Annotated in this window: 12 protein-coding genes and 1 tRNA gene; 8 read left to right on the top strand and 5 right to left on the bottom strand. The window is 65.7% G+C overall.

Going from position 1 to position 18,082, the window contains the following annotated elements:
• Positions 1–29: 29 nt before the first annotated feature.
• Positions 30–1,178, bottom strand: a complete 1,149-nt coding sequence (gene moeB / locus H6678_02265) for a molybdopterin-synthase adenylyltransferase MoeB (protein ID MCB9472615.1) — start codon at positions 1,176–1,178, stop codon at positions 30–32.
• A gap of 35 nt (positions 1,179–1,213) precedes the next feature.
• On the bottom strand, positions 1,214–1,585 hold the full coding sequence (locus H6678_02260) for a CrcB family protein (protein MCB9472614.1): 372 nt from the start codon (positions 1,583–1,585) through the stop codon (positions 1,214–1,216).
• An 87-nt stretch (positions 1,586–1,672) separates the two neighbouring features.
• Between H6678_02260 and H6678_02255 the strand changes: the two genes are divergently transcribed.
• Positions 1,673–2,956, top strand: a complete 1,284-nt coding sequence (locus H6678_02255) for an MFS transporter (protein ID MCB9472613.1) — start codon at positions 1,673–1,675, stop codon at positions 2,954–2,956.
• Between the two features lie 57 nt (positions 2,957–3,013).
• Here H6678_02255 and H6678_02250 read toward each other — a convergent pair whose 3' ends face one another.
• Positions 3,014–7,213, bottom strand: a complete 4,200-nt coding sequence (locus H6678_02250; GenBank protein MCB9472612.1) for a hypothetical protein — start codon at positions 7,211–7,213, stop codon at positions 3,014–3,016.
• Between the two features lie 284 nt (positions 7,214–7,497).
• Here H6678_02250 and H6678_02245 point away from each other — a divergent pair.
• Positions 7,498–7,570, top strand: a tRNA-Lys gene (locus tag H6678_02245).
• A 219-nt stretch (positions 7,571–7,789) separates the two neighbouring features.
• Here H6678_02245 and H6678_02240 read toward each other — a convergent pair.
• Both H6678_02240 and H6678_02235 read right to left on the bottom strand, forming a co-directional pair.
• On the bottom strand, positions 7,790–10,090 hold the full coding sequence (locus H6678_02240) for a TonB-dependent receptor (GenBank protein MCB9472611.1): 2,301 nt from the start codon (positions 10,088–10,090) through the stop codon (positions 7,790–7,792).
• A gap of 10 nt (positions 10,091–10,100) precedes the next feature.
• Positions 10,101–10,601 carry a hypothetical protein gene (locus tag H6678_02235; protein ID MCB9472610.1) on the bottom strand — a complete coding sequence of 167 codons (501 nt, stop codon included), beginning with the start codon at positions 10,599–10,601 and terminating at the stop codon, positions 10,101–10,103.
• A 554-nt stretch (positions 10,602–11,155) separates the two neighbouring features.
• Here H6678_02235 and H6678_02230 point away from each other — a divergent pair.
• From H6678_02230 to H6678_02205, 6 genes are all read left to right on the top strand, one after another.
• Entirely contained in the window at positions 11,156–12,166 is a 1,011-nt protein-coding gene (locus H6678_02230; GenBank protein MCB9472609.1) for a WYL domain-containing protein, read from the top strand.
• Between the two features lie 151 nt (positions 12,167–12,317).
• The gene (locus H6678_02225; protein MCB9472608.1) at positions 12,318–14,234 is read left to right on the top strand and encodes an ATP-binding protein; all 1,917 of its coding nucleotides are present in this window, start codon (positions 12,318–12,320) and stop codon (positions 14,232–14,234) included.
• A gap of 103 nt (positions 14,235–14,337) precedes the next feature.
• The gene (locus H6678_02220; protein ID MCB9472607.1) at positions 14,338–14,790 is read left to right on the top strand and encodes a hypothetical protein; all 453 of its coding nucleotides are present in this window, start codon (positions 14,338–14,340) and stop codon (positions 14,788–14,790) included.
• A gap of 46 nt (positions 14,791–14,836) precedes the next feature.
• The gene (locus H6678_02215) at positions 14,837–15,997 is read left to right on the top strand and encodes an acyl-CoA/acyl-ACP dehydrogenase (GenBank protein ID MCB9472606.1); all 1,161 of its coding nucleotides are present in this window, start codon (positions 14,837–14,839) and stop codon (positions 15,995–15,997) included.
• A gap of 9 nt (positions 15,998–16,006) precedes the next feature.
• A complete protein-coding gene (locus H6678_02210; protein ID MCB9472605.1) occupies positions 16,007–16,864 on the top strand; it encodes a PhnD/SsuA/transferrin family substrate-binding protein in 858 nt (285 codons plus the stop codon).
• Positions 16,861–18,015 carry a cobalamin-independent methionine synthase II family protein gene (locus H6678_02205; GenBank protein MCB9472604.1) on the top strand — a complete coding sequence of 385 codons (1,155 nt, stop codon included), beginning with the start codon at positions 16,861–16,863 and terminating at the stop codon, positions 18,013–18,015. Before H6678_02210 ends, H6678_02205 begins: the two co-directional genes overlap by 4 nt.
• Positions 18,016–18,082: the final 67 nt, after the last annotated feature.

Genomic DNA, 18,082 nt, shown 5'->3' with positions numbered 1-18,082 from the left:
GATCAGTGTTAGAAATTCGGAATTGCGTGTCAGTAAGTTGGCATCTCCGGATCATGCGCGCGGCCCCAGGCCAGGATGCCGCCGCTCAGGTTCCACAGTCTGTCGTAGCCGTGTGCGGCCAGCAGCGAGCAGATGCTGCGCGAGCGCACTCCGCTGCGGCACTGTACCACGATTTCCGCCGAAGCGGGCAAGTCGCCCAGACGGGACTCCACCTGGCCCATGGGAATCCAGAGCGCGCCGGGGATGGTGCAGATCTCGCGTTCCCAGTCTTCACGGATGTCCAGCAACAGCAGGGTGTCGCCCTGCTTGCGGCGGGACTCCAGGGTGACCACGTCCATTTCGCCCCAGGCTGGCATGGTGTCGGCTCCTTTGGCTGGACCGGGCACGGCACAGTGGTCGGTCAGGTCGGTGGGTGAGAGGATCACGGGCCGCTCTCCGCAGGCGGGGCAGGCTGGATCACGGCGCAGTCTGAGTGTGGTGAAGTCCATGCGCAGGGCGTCCAGCAGCAGCAGGCGCCCGCTGAGCGAGTCGCCGATGCCCGCCAGCAGCTTGATCGCTTCGCAGGCCTGGATCGAGCCGATCAGCGCGGGCAGCACGCCCAGCACTCCGCCTTCGGCGCAGGAGGGAGCCTGCTCGGGCGGAGGGGGAGCGGGAAACACGCAGCGGTAACACGGTCCGCCGTCATGGCAGAACACGGACGCCTGGCCGTCGAAGCGGAATATGCTGCCGTAGCAGTTGGGTTTGCCCAGCAGCACGCAGCAGTCGTTGACCAGATAGCGGGTGGGAAAGTTGTCGGTGCCGTCCAGGATCACATCCCAGGGGGTCATCAGCTCCAGTGCGTTCGCGGCCTCCAGCCGTTGCTCGTGCACCACCACCTCGATCTCCGGGTTGAGCGCGCGCAGGCGCTCGGCGGCCAGCCGGGCCTTGGACTGCCCACACTGCTCGCTGGTGTACAGCACCTGACGCTGGAGATTGCTCAGCTCGACCGTGTCACTTTCGACAATGCCGATGCGCCCCACGCCCGCCGCGGCCAGGTAGAGCGCCGCCGGACTGCCCAGTCCGCCCGCACCCACCAGCAGCACGGAGCCGCGCTTGAGCGCGCGCTGGCCTTCGATGCCGAATTCGGGCAGGCTGAGGTGGCGGCTGTAGCGTTCCAGTTCGCGGGTGCTGAAGTCCATCGGCGTTCTCCCTGCGTGATGCGCTCGGTGTTGATTCAGGCCAGCCCGCGGGCCAGCCAGATTCCCAGGCCGAAGAGCAGCAGACCCGCGACGCTCTGGCCCACCAGATTGCCCAGGCCGGCCAGCAGTTGCCCTTCCAGCAGCATCGTGCGGGAATCGAAGATCCAGGTCGAGAAGGTGGTGAAGGCCCCCATGAAGCCGGTCAGCAGCACCAGGCGATATTCGAGAGGCAACAGGCCGTGTTCCTGGCTCAGTTCCCAGATCAGGCCGAAGAGCAGGCAACCCAGCAGGTTGGCCAGCAGGGTGCCAATCGCGAAACTGGCGAACCAGTGCTGGCCCGCGCGGGCCAGGCCATAACGACAAAGGGTTCCGGCGGCTCCGGACAGGCCAAGCAGGAGTAGTTTCATGGGCGCCAATATAGGGGCTGGGGCAGCCCGGCGGAAGCACGGACGACCTCTCCCGAGTCTTCTCACGCCGATGGCGGGGAGTGTCCGTTGACGGCCCCGGAGCTTTCCCTGAGCCCGAGCCTGCTGAAACGCGTGTTCCAGAACCGCCGGCTGGCCTTTCTCTGGTCGGGCCAGCTGATCTCGCAGGCCGGTGATTCGGTCTTCGACATCGCCCTGCTCTGGCTGCTGCTGGAGATGACGGGCAGTTCCAGCCTGACCGGGCTGATCGCCATGAGCGCCTACCTGCCCTCGCTGCTCTTCGGCATGTTCGCGGGCACCCTGGCCGATCGCTGCGACCGCCGGACCCTGCTGCTGGTTTCCGATGGCGCGCGCGCCCTGATCGTGCTCAGCATTCCGCTGCTCTATGTCTCGGGAGGGCTGACTCCGGCCCTGCTGGGGCTGCTGACCTTTCTGCGTTCCCTTTTCAGTACCGTGTTCGCTCCGGCCCGGGACGCGCTGATTCCCGCGCTGGTGCCACCCTCCGGTCTGCTCCCGGCCAATGCGCTGATCCAGACCTGCTGGCAGTTCGGCCTGTTGCTGGGGCCTGGACTGGCGGGGCTGCTGATTCCCCTGCTGGGTGCCGTGCATCTGTTCACGGTGGATGCTGTCAGCTACCTGATCAGTTTGATGTTCCTCTGGGTCCTGCCCCGTGTGGCGGTCGCGTCCACTTCCCGGACCGACAGGGGGATTCTGGCCGCGGGACGCACCGCGATGGCCGATGTGCGACTGGGGCTGTCCCGCGCGTTCCGCGACCGGCGCCTGAGCGTGTTGCTGGCGATGACCGCCGTGGACAATCTCTTCATCATGGGACCGGCGATCATCGGCACGCCGATCTTCGTGCGCCAGGTGCTGGGCCTGGGGGCCAGTCACTACGCCCTCGCCATGACGGCCTACGCCCTGGGCATGCTCAGCGGCACCCTGCTGCTCAACCGGGTGGCCCGGCGGCTCTCGCTGAGCCACGTGCTGCTCTGGGGCATCGTCTTCGATGGACTGACCTTTCTGCCCCTGCTCTGGGTGAGCACCTTTCCCGGCCTGTATCTCACCCTTTTCGTGCACTCGCTGGTGATCCCGATGATCGTGGTGGCACGCCCGACCCTGGTCCAGCGCCTGGTGGAGCCGGAAATGCAGGGGCGCATCTTCAGCATGATCGGCGTGTGTGTCACGGGCCTGAGCGCACTCTCGGTGGCGCTCACCGGCATGCTCTGCGCCGTGGTGCCCGTCAATTGGGTCTTCGGTGCCATCGCCCTGCTGGCGGCCGCTTCCGGTGGTGCGGGCTGGCTGGTGAAGGAGTTTCGCCAGGCGGACGATCGCCCCCGGTCTGGCGCCGTCTGAGAGAGACAGCCCGCCATCCGGGGATGGCGGGCTGTCGTTCATGCATCGAGGAAGGGATCAGTAGCTGACCGCGGTCACGTGCAGCAGGCGCACCTGATCGGGCGAGACGGCCACTCCCACCGGGCCGCTGACCACATTCTGCAGCAGGGTGTAGCCGCCTCCCAGTCCGTTTGCCACGTAGACATTGTAACTGGCGGCCCCGGCCACGGCCGGCCATTCCAGCAGCACGAATCCGGGTGTGACCGAGGTGATGCTCAGATTGGGCACGTTCAAGGGCAGCACCGAGTACGGGCAGACCGTGGACGTCGTCTGGTTGGCATTGGCGCTGGCATCGGTGGCGATGACCACATAGTTGACAATGGACCCCACGGGCTGGCCGGGCAGGCTGGCGCTCCAGTTGTCGCCCACTCCCTGAACCATGGGCAGATCCGTGTCCGGACCTCCGGTGTTGTAGCGCAGTGTGACCGAGGCCAGACCCGAGGCATCGCTGACCTGGGCGGTCACGGTGATGTTGTCCGTGCTGTAGGTATCGTCCAGGCAGGGCACGAACAGCGCGGGCGGGGTGTGATCGGTGCTGCCCACGAAGAAGCTCACCGGAATCTGGTAGCTGCCCGGTTCATCCGTGGTGATGGTGACCGTCCCCGTGTAGGTCTGGGGTGAGGCCAGCCCGTTCGAGTCCATCAGGATCTGGAAACCGGAACCGGATCCGCCGGGCAGCGTGCCCGAAGCCAGATCCACGCTCAACCACTGGGGATCCATGGAGGCGGGCTGGAAGCGGATGGCCATGTTCGAATGCAGATAGGCGGCATTGAACACCGCCATGCTGGCGATGCTGTTGTCCACGCTCTCGATGCCCACCGTGCAGGAACTGACCGACCCGTTCAGTGGGCCATACTGGAACTCGATCACTCCCGAGGGGGCAAGGATCGCCTGGAAGGTGTAGTTGTCGCTGTTGCCATAGTGATCGACGGCGCTCCACTGGGCCACGAAGGTGGCCCCCACCTGCTGGACGTACACCGTGCCGCCGCTGGCCGGGTTGAGGTCATCCCAGAAGGGGGCGATCACACCGTCGGGGTTGGCACCGTCCGGGATCAATTGATTGACGTAACCGGCCGTGGTGCTGGCGAAGCTCAGGAAACCGTTGGAGCAGACGTAGACTTCGCTGTAGCTCGTGCCGTAGTACTCCATGCTGAAGCCCAGAGAATAGGGACCGGCCAGCTGGTCGTCGCTCAGAGAAACCGGAGTGCCTGTGGAGCTGATGTCATTGAAACTGACCGCCGGGCCACCCACCTCATCGGAATCGATCCAGCTGTAGCCTCCCGCATCCGGTCCTCCGGAATTGCTGGGGCGCTGGCCGGGGCGTGTGTCCTGCTGCCCCTTGGAGAGGCGTGCGGGGGCATGGATCCGGGTGCTGTGCGCCACACTGGGGAACGGGTCCTGAGTCACGGACACGTTCCAGTCCAGCGACTGCCCGCCCGTGTTCTGCAGGCTCACCGGCACCGCGTCGGAAGCTCCGGGCAGGGCCTCACCGGAGGCGCTGGAGGGCGAGTAGACCAGGTTCGCCGGAGCGACGATCGTGGTGCCACAGCTGTTGCTGGTGGCCGAATTGGAATTGGCGCTGGCGTCCACCGCGTCCACCACATAGCTCACGCTGCTGCCGAAGCTGGCTCCCGCCAGAGTGCCGCTGTAATTGTCTCCACCCTGGGGTGTCATCGCCGCGCTCTGCTGCGGCCCTCCGTTGATCTGCCAGCGCAGAGTCACACTGGCGATGCCCGAGGCGTCACTGGCCGTGGCGCTGACCTGCGGGTTCTCGGCGTACCATTCCGTGCCCAGGCAGTTCAGTGCCACGGTGGGAGGAGTGGTGTCGCTGGCGGCTCCCAGCACATCGAAGAGCGCGGGACCGAAGAGGGTCTGCACGATCGTGTCGAAGTTGGCCAGGCCGGCCAGCTCGAAGGAGGTGCAGGCGGTGGTGCGTGCACCATTCTGGTAGTACCCACAATTGTAGCCGGCCGCGGAGTTGGTGAAGAGCAAGGCGGCTCCGGCGGCTCCCAGACGATCAATCCAGGCATTCTCGCCCGTGTAGGCATAACTGCCCCCCAGCAGGCCCTGGCCGTTGGCCGTACTCAGGTCGCCGGATCCGTCCGCCAGGCCCGTGACGCCAAAGAGGGAGTTGAAATCGGCACCTCCCGAACTGCCCGGATCGTAGGCCCAGCAGTCGCCGCCCTCCATGTAGACATTGCCGCCGGAATTGATGAATGCTGCCAGATCGGTGGCCATCGAACTGCCCGCGGGCAGCACGAAGTTGTTGGAATAGATGCCCAGCAGCACGATCACCGCGTCCACATTGGCACCCAGCACGATGCCGCTGAGATCATCCACGTTCATGATCGTGCCCGGATATCCTGCGCTGGTCAGGGCGGCCTGCCATTCGCTGCCGCTGGACTTGGCGCTGGTCGAAGGAGTCAGCAGCACGATGCCGCTGCTGGAACTGAGCACCGTGAAGCTCCAGGTGGGGCTGGTGGCCGCGTTGGGCGGGGCGGCCCCGTCGGAGGCCGTGATGTAGTAGTCAACGCTGTTGCCGGCGGTCTGGGCCGGAATGCTGGCCAGCCAGACATTGCCACCCTGGGCGGCCATGCCCAGCGCGTTGTAGCCGCCCCCATTCACGCTGTAATGCAGCACCACGCTGTTCACGCCCGAGGGATCGGTGATGGTGGTGCTCACGGGGAAGGGGCCCGTGAATCCGGAACTGACGATCGGCGTGTGGCTGATGCTGGGCGGTGTCACGTCGGGTCCACCGCCACCGATGGCCACCAGCAGTTCGGCCAGATCGGGCATGTTGGAAATGGGCTTGGTACCGGCCTGGCTGGTCTGGGGGGTGCCCGTGCTGCGCAACAGGCTGCGCAGTTCCCAGGGGTCCAGCACGGCTCCACCGTTGCGCTGCTTGTACACGGCCTGCAGGGTGGCCACCGCGCCGGAAACGATCGGGCAGGCCGCCGAGGTGCCGCCGAAACCGGAGGTGTAGTACTGGCGGTCGTCGCCGCCGCCGGTGAACAGGTCCCCATAGCCCGAGCTGTACACCGCGCTGCCCCAGGCATGGGCGTCCACGCGGGAGCCGTAGTTGGTGAAGCAGGCGGGCGCGCCACCCGGGTCGATGGCGCCGATGATCAGCGCGCCGCTGTCGCGCACATTCAGGTTGTACTTGCCGTTGTAGAGCGCGTTGTCCATGGGCACGCAGCCATTGGAAGCGCTGTTGAGCACGATGTAGCCGTTGGCCGTGATGGTCTGGATGGCATCGAAGTCGGCCTGATCACTCTCGGCGGGCTGGCCACCGGCCTGACCCGGATTGCAGCTGCAGTTGTAGCCGCTGGGCAGACTGCCGCCATAGCCCCAGGAGGCGGAGATCACGTCGCCCACTTCCAGATATCCTTGACAGGCGATCCAGGTGTTGGGGCTGCCGTTGTCCCAGAAACCGCGGCTCAGCATCTGGTCGGCCCCATAGGCCAGACCCGTGACACCATAGCCATTGTTGGGGGCGGCCAGAATGCTCACGCAGGCCGTGCCATGGTTCCACCAACCCGAATCGGAGCTGTTGCCGCCGCCCGTGTACACCATGTCGGTGTCTTCGTGGTCGGTGACCCAGCCCCCCTCGTGGTGCATGATCGAGACGCCCACGCCCGTGCCGTTGGTCTCGGCCCAGGCCGAAGCGATGCCCACACCGTAACCGGCGGCATCCTGGTAATCCTGGAAGGACATGTAGTTGGGCGTGGTGGGTGAGATGTCCACGGCGTTGGGCATGGGAATCGGGGTCAGCGCCGCGTAACGGATGAAAGGACTGGAGGAGAGCTGGCTGGCCAGCTCACGCGCGCTGTCTTCATCGGGCATCACCACCGTGTACCAGTTATTCAGGTCGGGCAGGGTGATGCCGCGGCGAGCTTCGCCGTTCTTCTTCAGCAGCTCCAGGCTCTCGGGCGAGTGCTCGAAGAACAGCCGGTCCAGTCCTGTGGCGCCCGAATTGGCCAGCAGGGTCTCGATTTCCGCATAGTCCCACTTCATCTCACTGCGGAAATCATTGCCGTCGAAGAGGCGGACGGCGGCCATGTCATCAAAGGCGAAGTGGACGCGCACATCGGCGTAATAGCCGGACTCGGGTCGGGCGAGGCCGTCTCCCGTGCTGGCCAGTACGAAGCCCGGCGAAAGGGTGGCCAAGGCCAGCAGGGCCAGCCGCCAGCGTCCCGTGCAAGAGTTCAGATCGGACATTCTTCCTCCGTTTCAAGCAGATGGCAGAACCGTCACCACAGGACAGCACGAATGTGCGGACTGTGGTTCAGGTCCAAGAATCTGTGTGGGTTCTGGTTGGAGCACCCATGATATGGAAAGCCCAAAGCTTTCCGAAGCGGAAACTCCTCCCGCGGAACTTCATGCCGCGGCAACACGGGCAATCCGCTCCGGACGCCAGCTTTGGCCATCCTTGACGCCCGCGTGCGTTGCAGAGGCCATATCGGCTTTCTATATTCACGGTCCTGTCGCGACGACGCGAAAATGCGCCATTAGCTCAATTGGTAGAGCATCTGACTCTTAATCAGCAGGTTCAAGGTTCGAGTCCTTGATGGCGCACTGTAAAAACAAGGGCTTGCGAATCTGCGCAGGCCCTTTTTGATTGGTGCCCGCACGCCTCCCGCCGGGCCACCTTCGGTGGGTGGCGCCTCACCACCCACCTCGCCCGCTTCCTCGCCCACATCCTCGCCCGCGACCATTCCGGGAGGAGCAGCCGTCATGGATGGGGCAGCCGTTGAGATCGGATGTTGAGCTGGGCGGATTCCGGGGGGTGGGGAGCTAGAGATACACTTTCCAGCTCAAGCGCAGGCTGTGGCCGGTCTCGGGCATCACGCTGCGCACACGGTTCAGGTGGTCGCGATATTCCCGATCGAGCAGGTTGTCCACCGAGAGCATCAGGCTGTGGAGGGCGCGGCCGCGCACAAGGCGCACGGACACTTGCCCGTCCAGGCGTGCCCACCCCGCGGTGGCCGCCTCGGGAATCGCGTCCGGGGCGGGACTCTGGTACACGCGGTCCTGGCGGTCGGCGGCCTCGAGGGACAGCCCCAGCACCAGCAGACTGTTCTGCCAGTCCATTCCCAGCCGTCCCCGCAGAGGTGGAGTCTCGGGCAGCGGTACCTTGCCGTCCACGAGCCAGCCCTGGACATCCGCCAGTTCCAGATTCACCGACCATGGCTCTGCGGGAGTCCATTCCAGTTCCAGCTCCCAGCCCCGGTGGATGGCATCCTGGCCCGTGTAGCGGTACTCATACAGATCGGCCCGCCTGCTGCTGAAGTGTCCCGTGAATTCGGGAAAGATGTACCTGTGCCAGCGTGTGGCATACACGGCCAGTCGTGAGCGCAGCCCTTTGCGGGCGACCAGCAGGTACAGTTCCCCGTTGCTGCCCAGTTCCGCTTCCAGTTCCGGATTGCCGATCTCGTAGGAGTAGGCGGCCAGATGCGGCCCCCCGCTGAACAGTTCCTCCATGGTGGGAGCGCGCCAACCCTGGTTGAGCAGCATGCCCGCCCGGATTCCGTGCAGAGCATTGTCCGGGGAGTGGCTGAAAATGCCCCCGAGTGGATGTTCCATTCGCAGCGAGAACCCGGCGCCCGTGAAGGATCGTTCCCTGATGTGGCCCACCACGGAGCTGATGCGCTCGCGCTCGGGCATGATCGTGGTGTGATTCAGGCGAGCCGCGGTCACCAGCGTGAGCTGGCCGGGCTGCCAGTGTTTCAGCAGGAACAGGGCGCCGTTGTTCTGGTCCACCGAGGGCATCTGGGTCAGACCACCGGTCACCAGAGATCGGCGGGCGGCCTCCATCCCCAGCAGCAGGGCCCTTGGCTGCTCCGCGGGGCGCTGGTGCAGCAGCAGTCTTGCTCCCATGTTCTGGACGTCGAAGGAGATGCCGATCCGCCCGCTTTTCGAGTACTCGACATGACGGTAGGTGGATGCCGTGGTTTCCAGCTCGATGTGATCCAGTGTGCTCAGGCCGGGCTGCCAGCCGAATCGGGCCCGTGCATTGCGGCGGCTCATGCCGATGTCGACACCTCCGGGGTGCGCCCCGACGAATCCCCCGGGAATGCCGTAATCGCTTTCCAGCAGGGTGAAGGAAAGCCCCTCGAGCCCCAGCCCCTCCTGCAACCGCAGGCCCGTGGAGAAGCCTTGTGTCGAGATGGAACTGTTGCCCAATCTGCCTGTCGGCGTGCGGGTATCACCGCCTTCGCGCCAGGACCCATCGACGTGAATGCGCTGGCGGCCCAGGGGCGCATCCATGGAGGCACCCGCCACCATGGAGCTGCTGCCACTTTCCAGGCTGAGCAGTGCCGTGGTCGAGACACCATGGGCGCGGGCCGGTGGAATGGTTCCGCGCTGCACGTCCACTACGCCGCCGATGCTGCTTCCCGTGTGTACCAGCGCCTCCGGACCCCGCAACAGAGACACGGAACGCGCACTGGCGGGGTCAATGGCCACGGCATGATCCGCCGAGGTGGAGGACAGGTCGCCCACCGCATGGCCATCTTCCTGCAACTGCAGTCGGTCGCCGCTGAGTCCCCGCAACACGGGACGTGCCGGAGCGGGACCCATGCTGCGGCTGGTGATGCCCGCCTGCTCGTCCAGGGTGGCGGCCAGGGTCGTGCCCAGATGGCGCTGCAGCTCCTCGCCATTCAGGCGTGTCACGGCGGCCTCGTCCCCCGTGCGTGCCTCACCGGACTCCGCCGTGACCTGCAGTTCCGCCAGCATGGTCGGGCTGGGTTGCAACAGCAGTTCCAGCACCAGCGAGTCACAACTGTCCAGCACCAGGCTGCGGCGGATGTCGCGGTACCCCACGCGCGAGGCCACCAGCGTCCAGCGTCCGGCCTGGATGTGGTCCAGATGGAACTCCCCGTCGGAATGGCTGCCCTCGCCGATGCGCAGTTCCGGAATGTAGACGTTCACATGGGACAGAGGCTGGAGAGTGGTGGCATCCAGCACGCGGCCGTCCACGCGCGCGCAATCGTCCGGCTGAGCAGCGATTAAAGGTTTCGTGGACGCCAGCACGCCTGCCAGCACGCAGAGGATGCCGGCAGGCCTGATGACATGGCGCAAGAGAAGGGAAATCAAGGATGTCTCCTCAGGGTGCGGCAACGACCTGCACCGGCAACAGCGGAGACACATAGTCATCGTGACCTTCGTGCAGCACGGCCAGTCGGAAACTGCCGGTGCCCACGGCGGACGGCACGAACCAGACCTGCCAGGTTTCGGCATCCCCGAAACCACTGAACCCGCCCGTACTGCGGATCTCAAGCCCGTGCTCGTGTTCGGCGTGCGCCTCGCCCTCTTCTTCCTCGGGGATGAACCAGGCACCTTCGTCCGACAGGAAGAGGACCTGGCAGGGCCCCAGAGTGTCACCCATGGCGAGGGTGACCAGACCGCTCACATCGGATGCATTGCCGGAAGTGGCTTTCACCAGAGTATCGCCCTCGAACACCAGCGCGGACCCGGTGGCATCCAGATGCTCTTCTTCAGCGTGCGTGTCATCATCGGAGCAGCCGACCAGGGTGGTGGCAACCACCGCGATGGCCAGCAGGGCGACCGCCCTTTGGAATGGACTTGACCCCGCAACACGTTTCATCATGGTTCCCTTCACAACGATTCTGGGGTTTTGGTTGATCGGAGATGATAATGAAAAATCATTAGCAAGCAAATCCATGAGCCAGGCTGCACGGGGCAGGCACAGGAATCGGGACTCTCCACGGGCCAGGTCCCGGGATTGGGCAACAGTCGGCGCGCCATCCGCCCGGACGAGTCGATCAGATGGACCACACCGATGTGCGGTCAAAACGGATGACGTGGGTCTGCCACTGGTTTCATGGGGCCGCACGCCTTGCATCGCGCTCGGCGCCAACGACCACCAGACAGTACCGGATGGCGGTGCAAGCGGCTCCAGATCCCATGTGATACAACATCTTCGCTCTGGCCGCACGGGTCTTCGCGGATGCGGCGGCCCCCGGTCGGCTGGCACGCGGGTGGGCGGCCTCCTCATGCAAGGCCTACCGACCCGTGGAGCCGCGGACCGGGATCTTGCGAAGAGGGGCAAGCAGGCCTTGATCGACTCTTCATATTGGAGTACCGTGTGCCACCCGGGTGATCCGGGTGGCATTCCGGTCATCCAAGCGGAGAATCTCCATGTCCGAACTCAGCCAGCTCCAGCGCACCCTGCGCATCCTCCAGGTGCTCAGCGTGCGCGACCGGGTGACCGTGAAGGACCTGTTCGAGCACTTCGACCGCCAGATCCCCCAGCGCACCCTGCAGCGCACTCTGGTGCTGATCGAGGAGAGCAGCCTGCCCCTGCGTCGCGAGACGGGCGCTCATGGGCAGTTGCACTTCAGCCTGGAGCGGCGATTTCATTTCCTGCCCGAACTGCTGAATGCCGACGAGGCTCTGGCCGCGATCCTGCTGGCCCAGTTCGGCGAGCATTTCGAGGGCACCCCCGTGGGACAGGCCCTCGCGCAGGTGATCGAGAAACTTGAACAGTTGCTGCCGCTGAACGGGGTGGTGGCGCGCAGCGGCATCCTGGGACTTGGTGATACGTTCCGCATCAAGCAGCCCGGGCGTGTCCAGGGTGGAGCGGGCGGGCAGGTGCTGCTGCGTCTGCTGCAGGCGATCCTCGAACGCCGGGTCTGCCGTGTGCGCTACCGCAAGCTGGGGGCGGGCGGAGAAGGCCGCGAGTACCTGATTCATCCCTACAGCCTGGCGCTGGTGGCAGGCGCGATCTACCTGGTATCACGCCAGGCCGGCGCGGAGAGCTGGATCTCGCTGGCGGCCCAGCGTTTCGTTCAGGTGGATCTGCTGGAAGACACCTTCGAACGCGAGCCGGGCTTCGATCTGGGCACCTTCCTCAACGGCAGTTTTGGAGTCTGGCAATCGGAACCGGCCGAGGTGCGGCTGGAATTCTCGGCCATCGTGGCCGAGTTCGTCCAGGAGCGGCTCTGGCATCCCTCGCAGGAACTGGAGCAGCGCGAGGACGGATCCGTGACCATGGCGATGAGCGTTGGGCTCTCCAGTGAACTGGAAGCCTGGATCCTGCGCTGGGGCCCGCACTGTCGAGTGCTGGGACCGCCGCCACTGCGAGCCAGAATCCGCGAGCTGCTGGGCCAGGCCCTGGCGGCCTATGATGATGGGACGCCCACCGCCTGACGAAAGCGTCCCGTTCGCTCCATCGCATGCCCTTCTCGCCGGGGCGAGGACTCCATTCCTCGGAAAATGTCAACGCAACAACATGCCGCCTCCCAGTTGGTCAGAATCCGGCGACCTGCCGGCTATCTTGAGCCGAAAAAAGGGAGGTGCCATGAGTTCCGCCGAATTTCCTGTGCCCCAGGCTCTGCTCGAGCTGGCCATTCGCCTCGCGGATGGCCAGCAGTCTCTGGACCCGCTGGACTTTCCTCCCGACGGCCCACCGACGCGCCCCCGGCGTGATCGGGCCCGCAAAGGACGCTCGCGGATTCCCACCTCGCCCTTTAAGGCCGAACTGGACACGCTGCGCTCCAGGCTCGACGCGGGTGGCTACTCCATGACCCGCGAGTTGCAGGACGAAGACCTGCAGATGCTGGCGCTGCTCTTTGCCGCCTGGATCGAAGGCGACGGCAGCCAGCGTGTGCTCTGTCTGGTGCGTGCGATCCGCCCCGAAGGCACCGGCCGGCTGGGCTTGCTCGAGCGCCTGGAAGTGATGCAGACCCTGCGTCTGCTCAGTCGCGACGAAAAGCGTCGGCCCGGTCTGCCCGGTGCGCCCATCGCGCCCGGCAGACTGGATCTGGTCGAAGGCTGGATCGGGCTGCATCCTGCCTTTCTGCGGCGCCTGCTGCAGGGCGATGGCCGCGCCTGCATCACGGAACCCGCGGACCTTCCCGTGGACAATGAGCGTTTCCTGGCCGACCTGGTGGACTACGGTCAGTTCCTGCACGAGAGTGGTGGCGAAGGGGTGCCCGAGAGCGACACACGCAGTGGCCGCGAGCAGGCCTGGAGCCGACTGGAAGAAAAGGCCCGCCTCAGCCAGGAGCCCCTGCCCTTCCTCGAGCTGGTGCGTGAGTGCGGTCTGGAGCCGGTCGAACGCGACCTGCTGGTCTACATGCTCGAGGAGAATCTGCGCGGCATGGATTGCTCCATTGAGGAACTGTGTGCCGTGCTGGGCACCAACCCCCTGGACCAGATCCGTCAGCGGCGTCTGTTCCAGTCCGGGAGCCGTCTGCTGACTCACCAACTGATCACCGTGGGCGCCCGGGGGCGCTTCGGTCGGTTTCCCAACCGGGTGGCCCTGACGGCCAGGGCCCTGGAACGCATCATGGGCCAGGGGGCCGATGCGGAACCCCGGGAAGCCAATCTGCTGGCCGGCTCCGAGCTGTTGAAGGAGCGCCCCGTGATCCGTCGCTGGGACCAGTTGGTCCTGCCCGCTGACACACTCGAAGGGCTGGATTCGCTGCTGCGGCGTTTCGAGAACGGCACGCGCGAGCGCCTGGCACGTTGGGGTGTCTGGAGTGAGGTCCAGTCGCTGGGTGACGGACTCGCCTCCAAAGGAGCCCTCCCCGTGTCCAATGGACTGCGCCTGCTGCTGAGCGGCCCTTCGGGCACCGGCAAGACCCTCTGCGCCGAAGCACTGGCCCAGCGTCTGGACCGCCGGTTGCTGGTCACCGATGTGGGGCGCCTGCTCTCGAAGTGGGTGGGCGAGAGCCAGCAGAACGTGAGCGCGCTCTTCGACGACTACGAGCGCATCGTGGCCTCGACGGAGAAGGCCCCCGTGTTGCTGCTGGACGAGTGCGACCAGTTCCTGCTCCAGCGCGGGCATCCCGACTCGGGGTCCGACCAGATGCGACACGAGATGCTCAACCTGTTTCTCGAGCGGCTCGAGCGGGTGCCGGGCATCGTGGTGGCCACCACCAATCTGGTCGAGGTGCTGGACAGTGCCTTCAATCGCCGTTTCGACCTGAAACTTGTGTTCCACGAGCCGGGTCCCGCCGAGCGCGAACACATCTGGCGCCAGCACCTGCCCGCGGCCGTGCCCCTGCTGGAACCGATTCCCTTTGCGGAACTGGCCCGGCGTTTCGTGTTCAACGGGGGGCAGATTGCTCTCGTGATGCACGGTGCGCTGCTGGCGGCCGCCACACGCGGCGACGGCCTGCTCACCCAGGACCTGCTGGACGCCGCCCATCTGGAAGAGCGTGGCCGCTTCGATGCGGCCGCCCCGGGCGACTGGGGCTTCCGGGCTGGCTGACCGGCCCTGAGATTCCCGCGGGCCCGCTTGCGTTCGGGGCGGGCGCGGGAGTATCTTGGGCCATGTTTCACCACACACGGTTTCGCCTTCAAGCAGCGTCCACGTGAGTGCCCCGGTCCTTTCGGCGCGAGTTCGCGTCCGGTACGACGGGGGCTGTCATGCCCAGGGCAGCGGTCCTTCCTTTCCCGTCGGCGAGCCTCTGGGCATCGGCGCCGACCGCACTGCGCCCTCCTCACTCGACCTGGCTCTCGCTGCGCTCGCGTCCGAGCTGCTGAACCTGCTTTACTCCCTGTGCCAGCGCTCGGGTCTGGCGCTGGATTCCCTTGAACTCAGTCTGACAGCCACTCTCGACAACCCACTGGTCGCGCTTGGAGTGGTGGGCGAAAGCGGGTGTCCCACACTTGCCACCATCCATGGTGTGTGCCATGTGGTCTGCCTGGAGGAAGAGGCCATGTGCGCCCTGCCCGTTCTCTGGGAACAGGCCTGCGCTCGCGCGGTATTGCTGAACAGCCTGCGCCGGGGCTGCCCGGTGTCCATCCGACTGAACCTTCTGTGAGTCATCGTTCACGACATTTCATTCACACAACGAAAGGGAAGTTTTCATGTACCGACTGAACGAGCGAGAAACGACGATCGCAGCCCGGGTGGCTGTGCTTTCCGACAAGATCATCGCGCCCGCCGCGTCCGCTGTGGACCGGGATGGGCGCTTTCCGCGAGAGGCCATGGACGCTCTGGCTGCCGAAGGCTTCATGGGGTTGACCGTGCCCGAAACCCTCGGGGGCATGGGCGTTTCGGTGCGGGGCACGATGGCCGTTCTGGAACAGCTGGCTCAACGCTGCGGATCCACGGCCATGGTGTACCTGATGCATGTCTGCGGCACGGCGTGTTACATCCAGCAAGCATCCGTGGATCCCGCGGGGCCCTTTGCCGCCCTGCTGGGCGAGGTGGCCGGCGGGCGCCACCTGAGCACACTGGCCTGGAGCGAGAAGGGTTCGCGCAGCCACTTCTGGGCTCCCGTGGGCCGGACGACCGCGGACGGGACGGGAGTGGTGCTGAATGCGGCCAAAAGCTGGGTCACCACCGCGGGCGAGGCCGATGGCTATGTGGCCACGGCCAGCAGCGTGACCGGCGAAGGTGTGGACCTTTACCTGTTGCGCAAGGGTGACGAAGGCCTGCGGATCGCAGGAGGCTGGGATGGCATGGGCCTGCGGGGCAATTGCAGCGCCCCCATGGACCTGGAAAACTGCCACTTGCCCAGCGAGCGCCGCATCGGCGAGGCGGGCAAGGCCCTGGACATCATGCTGGGGGTGGTGCTGCCCATCTTCCAGCTCGGCTGCGCGGCCATTGCCACCGGCCTGGCCGAATCCACCGTGCAGCAGACCGTGGCCCATCTCACGGGCAGTCGGCTGGATCACCTGGACAGCCGCCTGGCGGATCTGCCCACCCAGCGGGCCCGACTGGCTCAGATGCGGATCCAGGTGGACCGTTCCCGGGCTCATATCGCCAGCGTGCTGCACTCGGTCGAGAACCCGGATGACAGCACACTGCTGGGAGTTCTGGAGAGCAAGGCCTCGGCAGCCGACTCGGCACGCGACGTCACCGAGCTGGCCATGCTGGCCTGCGGCGGCGCCGCCTTCAGCAAGCATCTGGAAGTTGAGCGCTGCTTCCGCGACTGCCGCGCGATGAGTGTGATGGCGCCCACTTCCGACGTGATCCGCGAATTCATCGGCCGGGCCCTGGTGGGCCTGCCCGTGTTCGGATAGGGGGAGAGGATGTCCAAACCAATTCTGCTGGGAGCCGTGGTCTACGACCCCCGCGTGGTGCTGATCTGGGATATCATCAAGGCCTATTTCAACGCCAGCGGCTGTCCCATGGACTATGTGTTCTACAGCAACTATGAACTGCAGACCCGCGCTCTGCTCGAGGGGCAGATCCAGATCGCCTGGCAGAGCCCGCTGGCCTGGCTGGATACCGTACGCCAGGCTCCAGGCAGCGCACGGGCCATTGCCATGCGTGACACCGACCGTGACCGGGTCTCGCACATCGTCTGTCGCACGGAGAATGCCCCCGCCTCGGTCGCTGAGTTGCGCGGGCGCCGTCTGGGTCTGGGGGCCTGGGATTCACCCCAGGCTGCGCTGATTCCGCTGAACCTGTTGCGTTTAGCGGGTCTGGACCCGGCCCGGGACCTGGACTGCCGGCGCTTCGATGTGCTGGTGGGCAAGCACGGCGATCACATCGGCGGAGAACGGGACGCCCTGGATGCCCTCAAGTCCGGGCAGCTGGACGCTTGCGCCATGCTGGACCTGAACTGGGAGACATGGTGCGCCGATGGCAGCATCGACCGGGCTGGTTACCGGATTCTGGCCACCACCGGACTGTTCGATCATTGTGTCTTCGCGGTGTTGGATCACCTGGAACCGGATCATGAGGATCACTGGTTGAGGGTGCTGTTCAGCATGGATTACTCCAACCCGGATCATCGCGAGATGATGGACATGGAAGGACTGAAGGCCTGGCTGCCTGGCCGCACCTCCGGTTTTGCCGAGTTGTCACGCGCGGTGCACGACGAGAACTTCTTCGAGCGTCGGGATGCCGGAGAGTGGAGCACGGCGGCCGGGAAGGTCCGATGAGCGGGCTGCCACTGTTTCCGGTGAGCACGGTGGGAAGTTGGCCGCGCAGCCACCGGCTGCTGCTGGCGCAGCGCAACAAGCGGCGCGGGAGTCTCTCCCGCGCCGAGTTCCTGCACCAGGCGCGCGAGGAGATCCGCCAGTGTGTCGAGATCCAGCGACGGGCGGGCGTGCACCTGATCACCGACGGCGAACTGACCCGCGACAACTTCTACTCATTCGTCAGTGAAAAGCTGGCCGGCACACGCCTGATGTCCCTGGCCGACATGCTGGAGCTGGTGGAGGATCGCGAGGGTTTCGAGGACCTGCTCGAACGCCTGGATGTGCCCGCGGCCTCGATCCAGAATCCCACCTGCATCGCACGACTGGAGCGACGGGAGCCGCTGGTGACCGAGGATCTGCGCTTCCTGCGGACACTGTGTGACGAACCACTCAAGGTCACACTGCCCGGCCCCTACATCCTCAGCCGTGCGCTCTGGGTGCCCGAAGTGAGCTCGGCGGCCTACGCAAGCAAGGAAGACCTGGCCGAGGATGTGGTGGCGATTCTGGTGGCCGAGGTGCGCGAGGCGGCGGCCGCGGGAGCCGCGGTGATCCAGCTGGACGAGCCCGTGCTGACCGAACTGGTCTTCACCCAGGGCAAGACCCGCACTTTCATGTGCGCCGCCCTGGCCGCACGCCAGGATCCTGCCGAGGAACTGGAATTCGCGATTGGTCTGATCAATCGGGTGGTTTCGGCCATCCATGCCGAGTCGGATTGCCGCAGCGCGCTGCATGTCTGCCGGGGCAACTGGAGCACCCGGGAAGACACTCTGCTGGCCGGAAGCTATCGCCCGCTGGAACCGGTCTTCGCCCGCCTGGAGGTGCAGCAGCTGGTGCTTGAGTATGCCACCCCGCGCGCGGGCGATCTGATGACCTTCGCGGGCAAGTCACTGGGCCTGGGCGTGGTCAATCCCCGTTCGCCCGGTGTGGAATCGGTGGACGGGATTCTGGCTCGCCTCGAAGAGGCACTCGAGCACTACTCGCCTGAAGCCCTGTCGCTGAACCCGGACTGCGGCTTCGCCACCTTCAGCGAGCGCCCGATGAACAGCTGGGAAATCGCCCGGGCCAAGCTGGAGGCCATGGCGGAGGCGGCCCGCGTGCTGCGCGCGCGCTGAGACTCTGCCCGCGAGCGGCAGCCGATGGTCTGCCGCCGATGCGCGAACCGGTCCGGGACTGAATGGA

The sequence above is a fragment of the Candidatus Delongbacteria bacterium genome, assembly GCA_020634015.1.
In the GTDB taxonomy this organism is placed as follows: domain Bacteria; phylum CAIWAD01; class CAIWAD01; order CAIWAD01; family CAIWAD01; genus JACKCN01.
This window is presented reverse-complemented; position numbering and strand designations above follow the sequence as displayed.

Excerpts from the sequence above, each read along its gene's own strand:
- moeB (MCB9472615.1), bottom strand. The coding sequence starts at position 1,178 with ATGGACTTCAGCACCCGCGAACTGGAACGCTACAGCCGCCACCTCAGC.
- H6678_02260 (MCB9472614.1), bottom strand. The coding sequence starts at position 1,585 with ATGAAACTACTCCTGCTTGGCCTGTCCGGAGCCGCCGGAACCCTTTGT.
- H6678_02250 (MCB9472612.1), bottom strand. The coding sequence starts at position 7,213 with ATGTCCGATCTGAACTCTTGCACGGGACGCTGGCGGCTGGCCCTGCTG.
- H6678_02235 (MCB9472610.1), bottom strand. The coding sequence starts at position 10,601 with ATGAAACGTGTTGCGGGGTCAAGTCCATTCCAAAGGGCGGTCGCCCTG.
- H6678_02230 (MCB9472609.1), top strand. The coding sequence starts at position 11,156 with ATGTCCGAACTCAGCCAGCTCCAGCGCACCCTGCGCATCCTCCAGGTG.
- H6678_02225 (MCB9472608.1), top strand. The coding sequence starts at position 12,318 with ATGAGTTCCGCCGAATTTCCTGTGCCCCAGGCTCTGCTCGAGCTGGCC.
- H6678_02215 (MCB9472606.1), top strand. The coding sequence starts at position 14,837 with ATGTACCGACTGAACGAGCGAGAAACGACGATCGCAGCCCGGGTGGCT.
- H6678_02210 (MCB9472605.1), top strand. The coding sequence starts at position 16,007 with ATGTCCAAACCAATTCTGCTGGGAGCCGTGGTCTACGACCCCCGCGTG.
- H6678_02205 (MCB9472604.1), top strand. The coding sequence starts at position 16,861 with ATGAGCGGGCTGCCACTGTTTCCGGTGAGCACGGTGGGAAGTTGGCCG.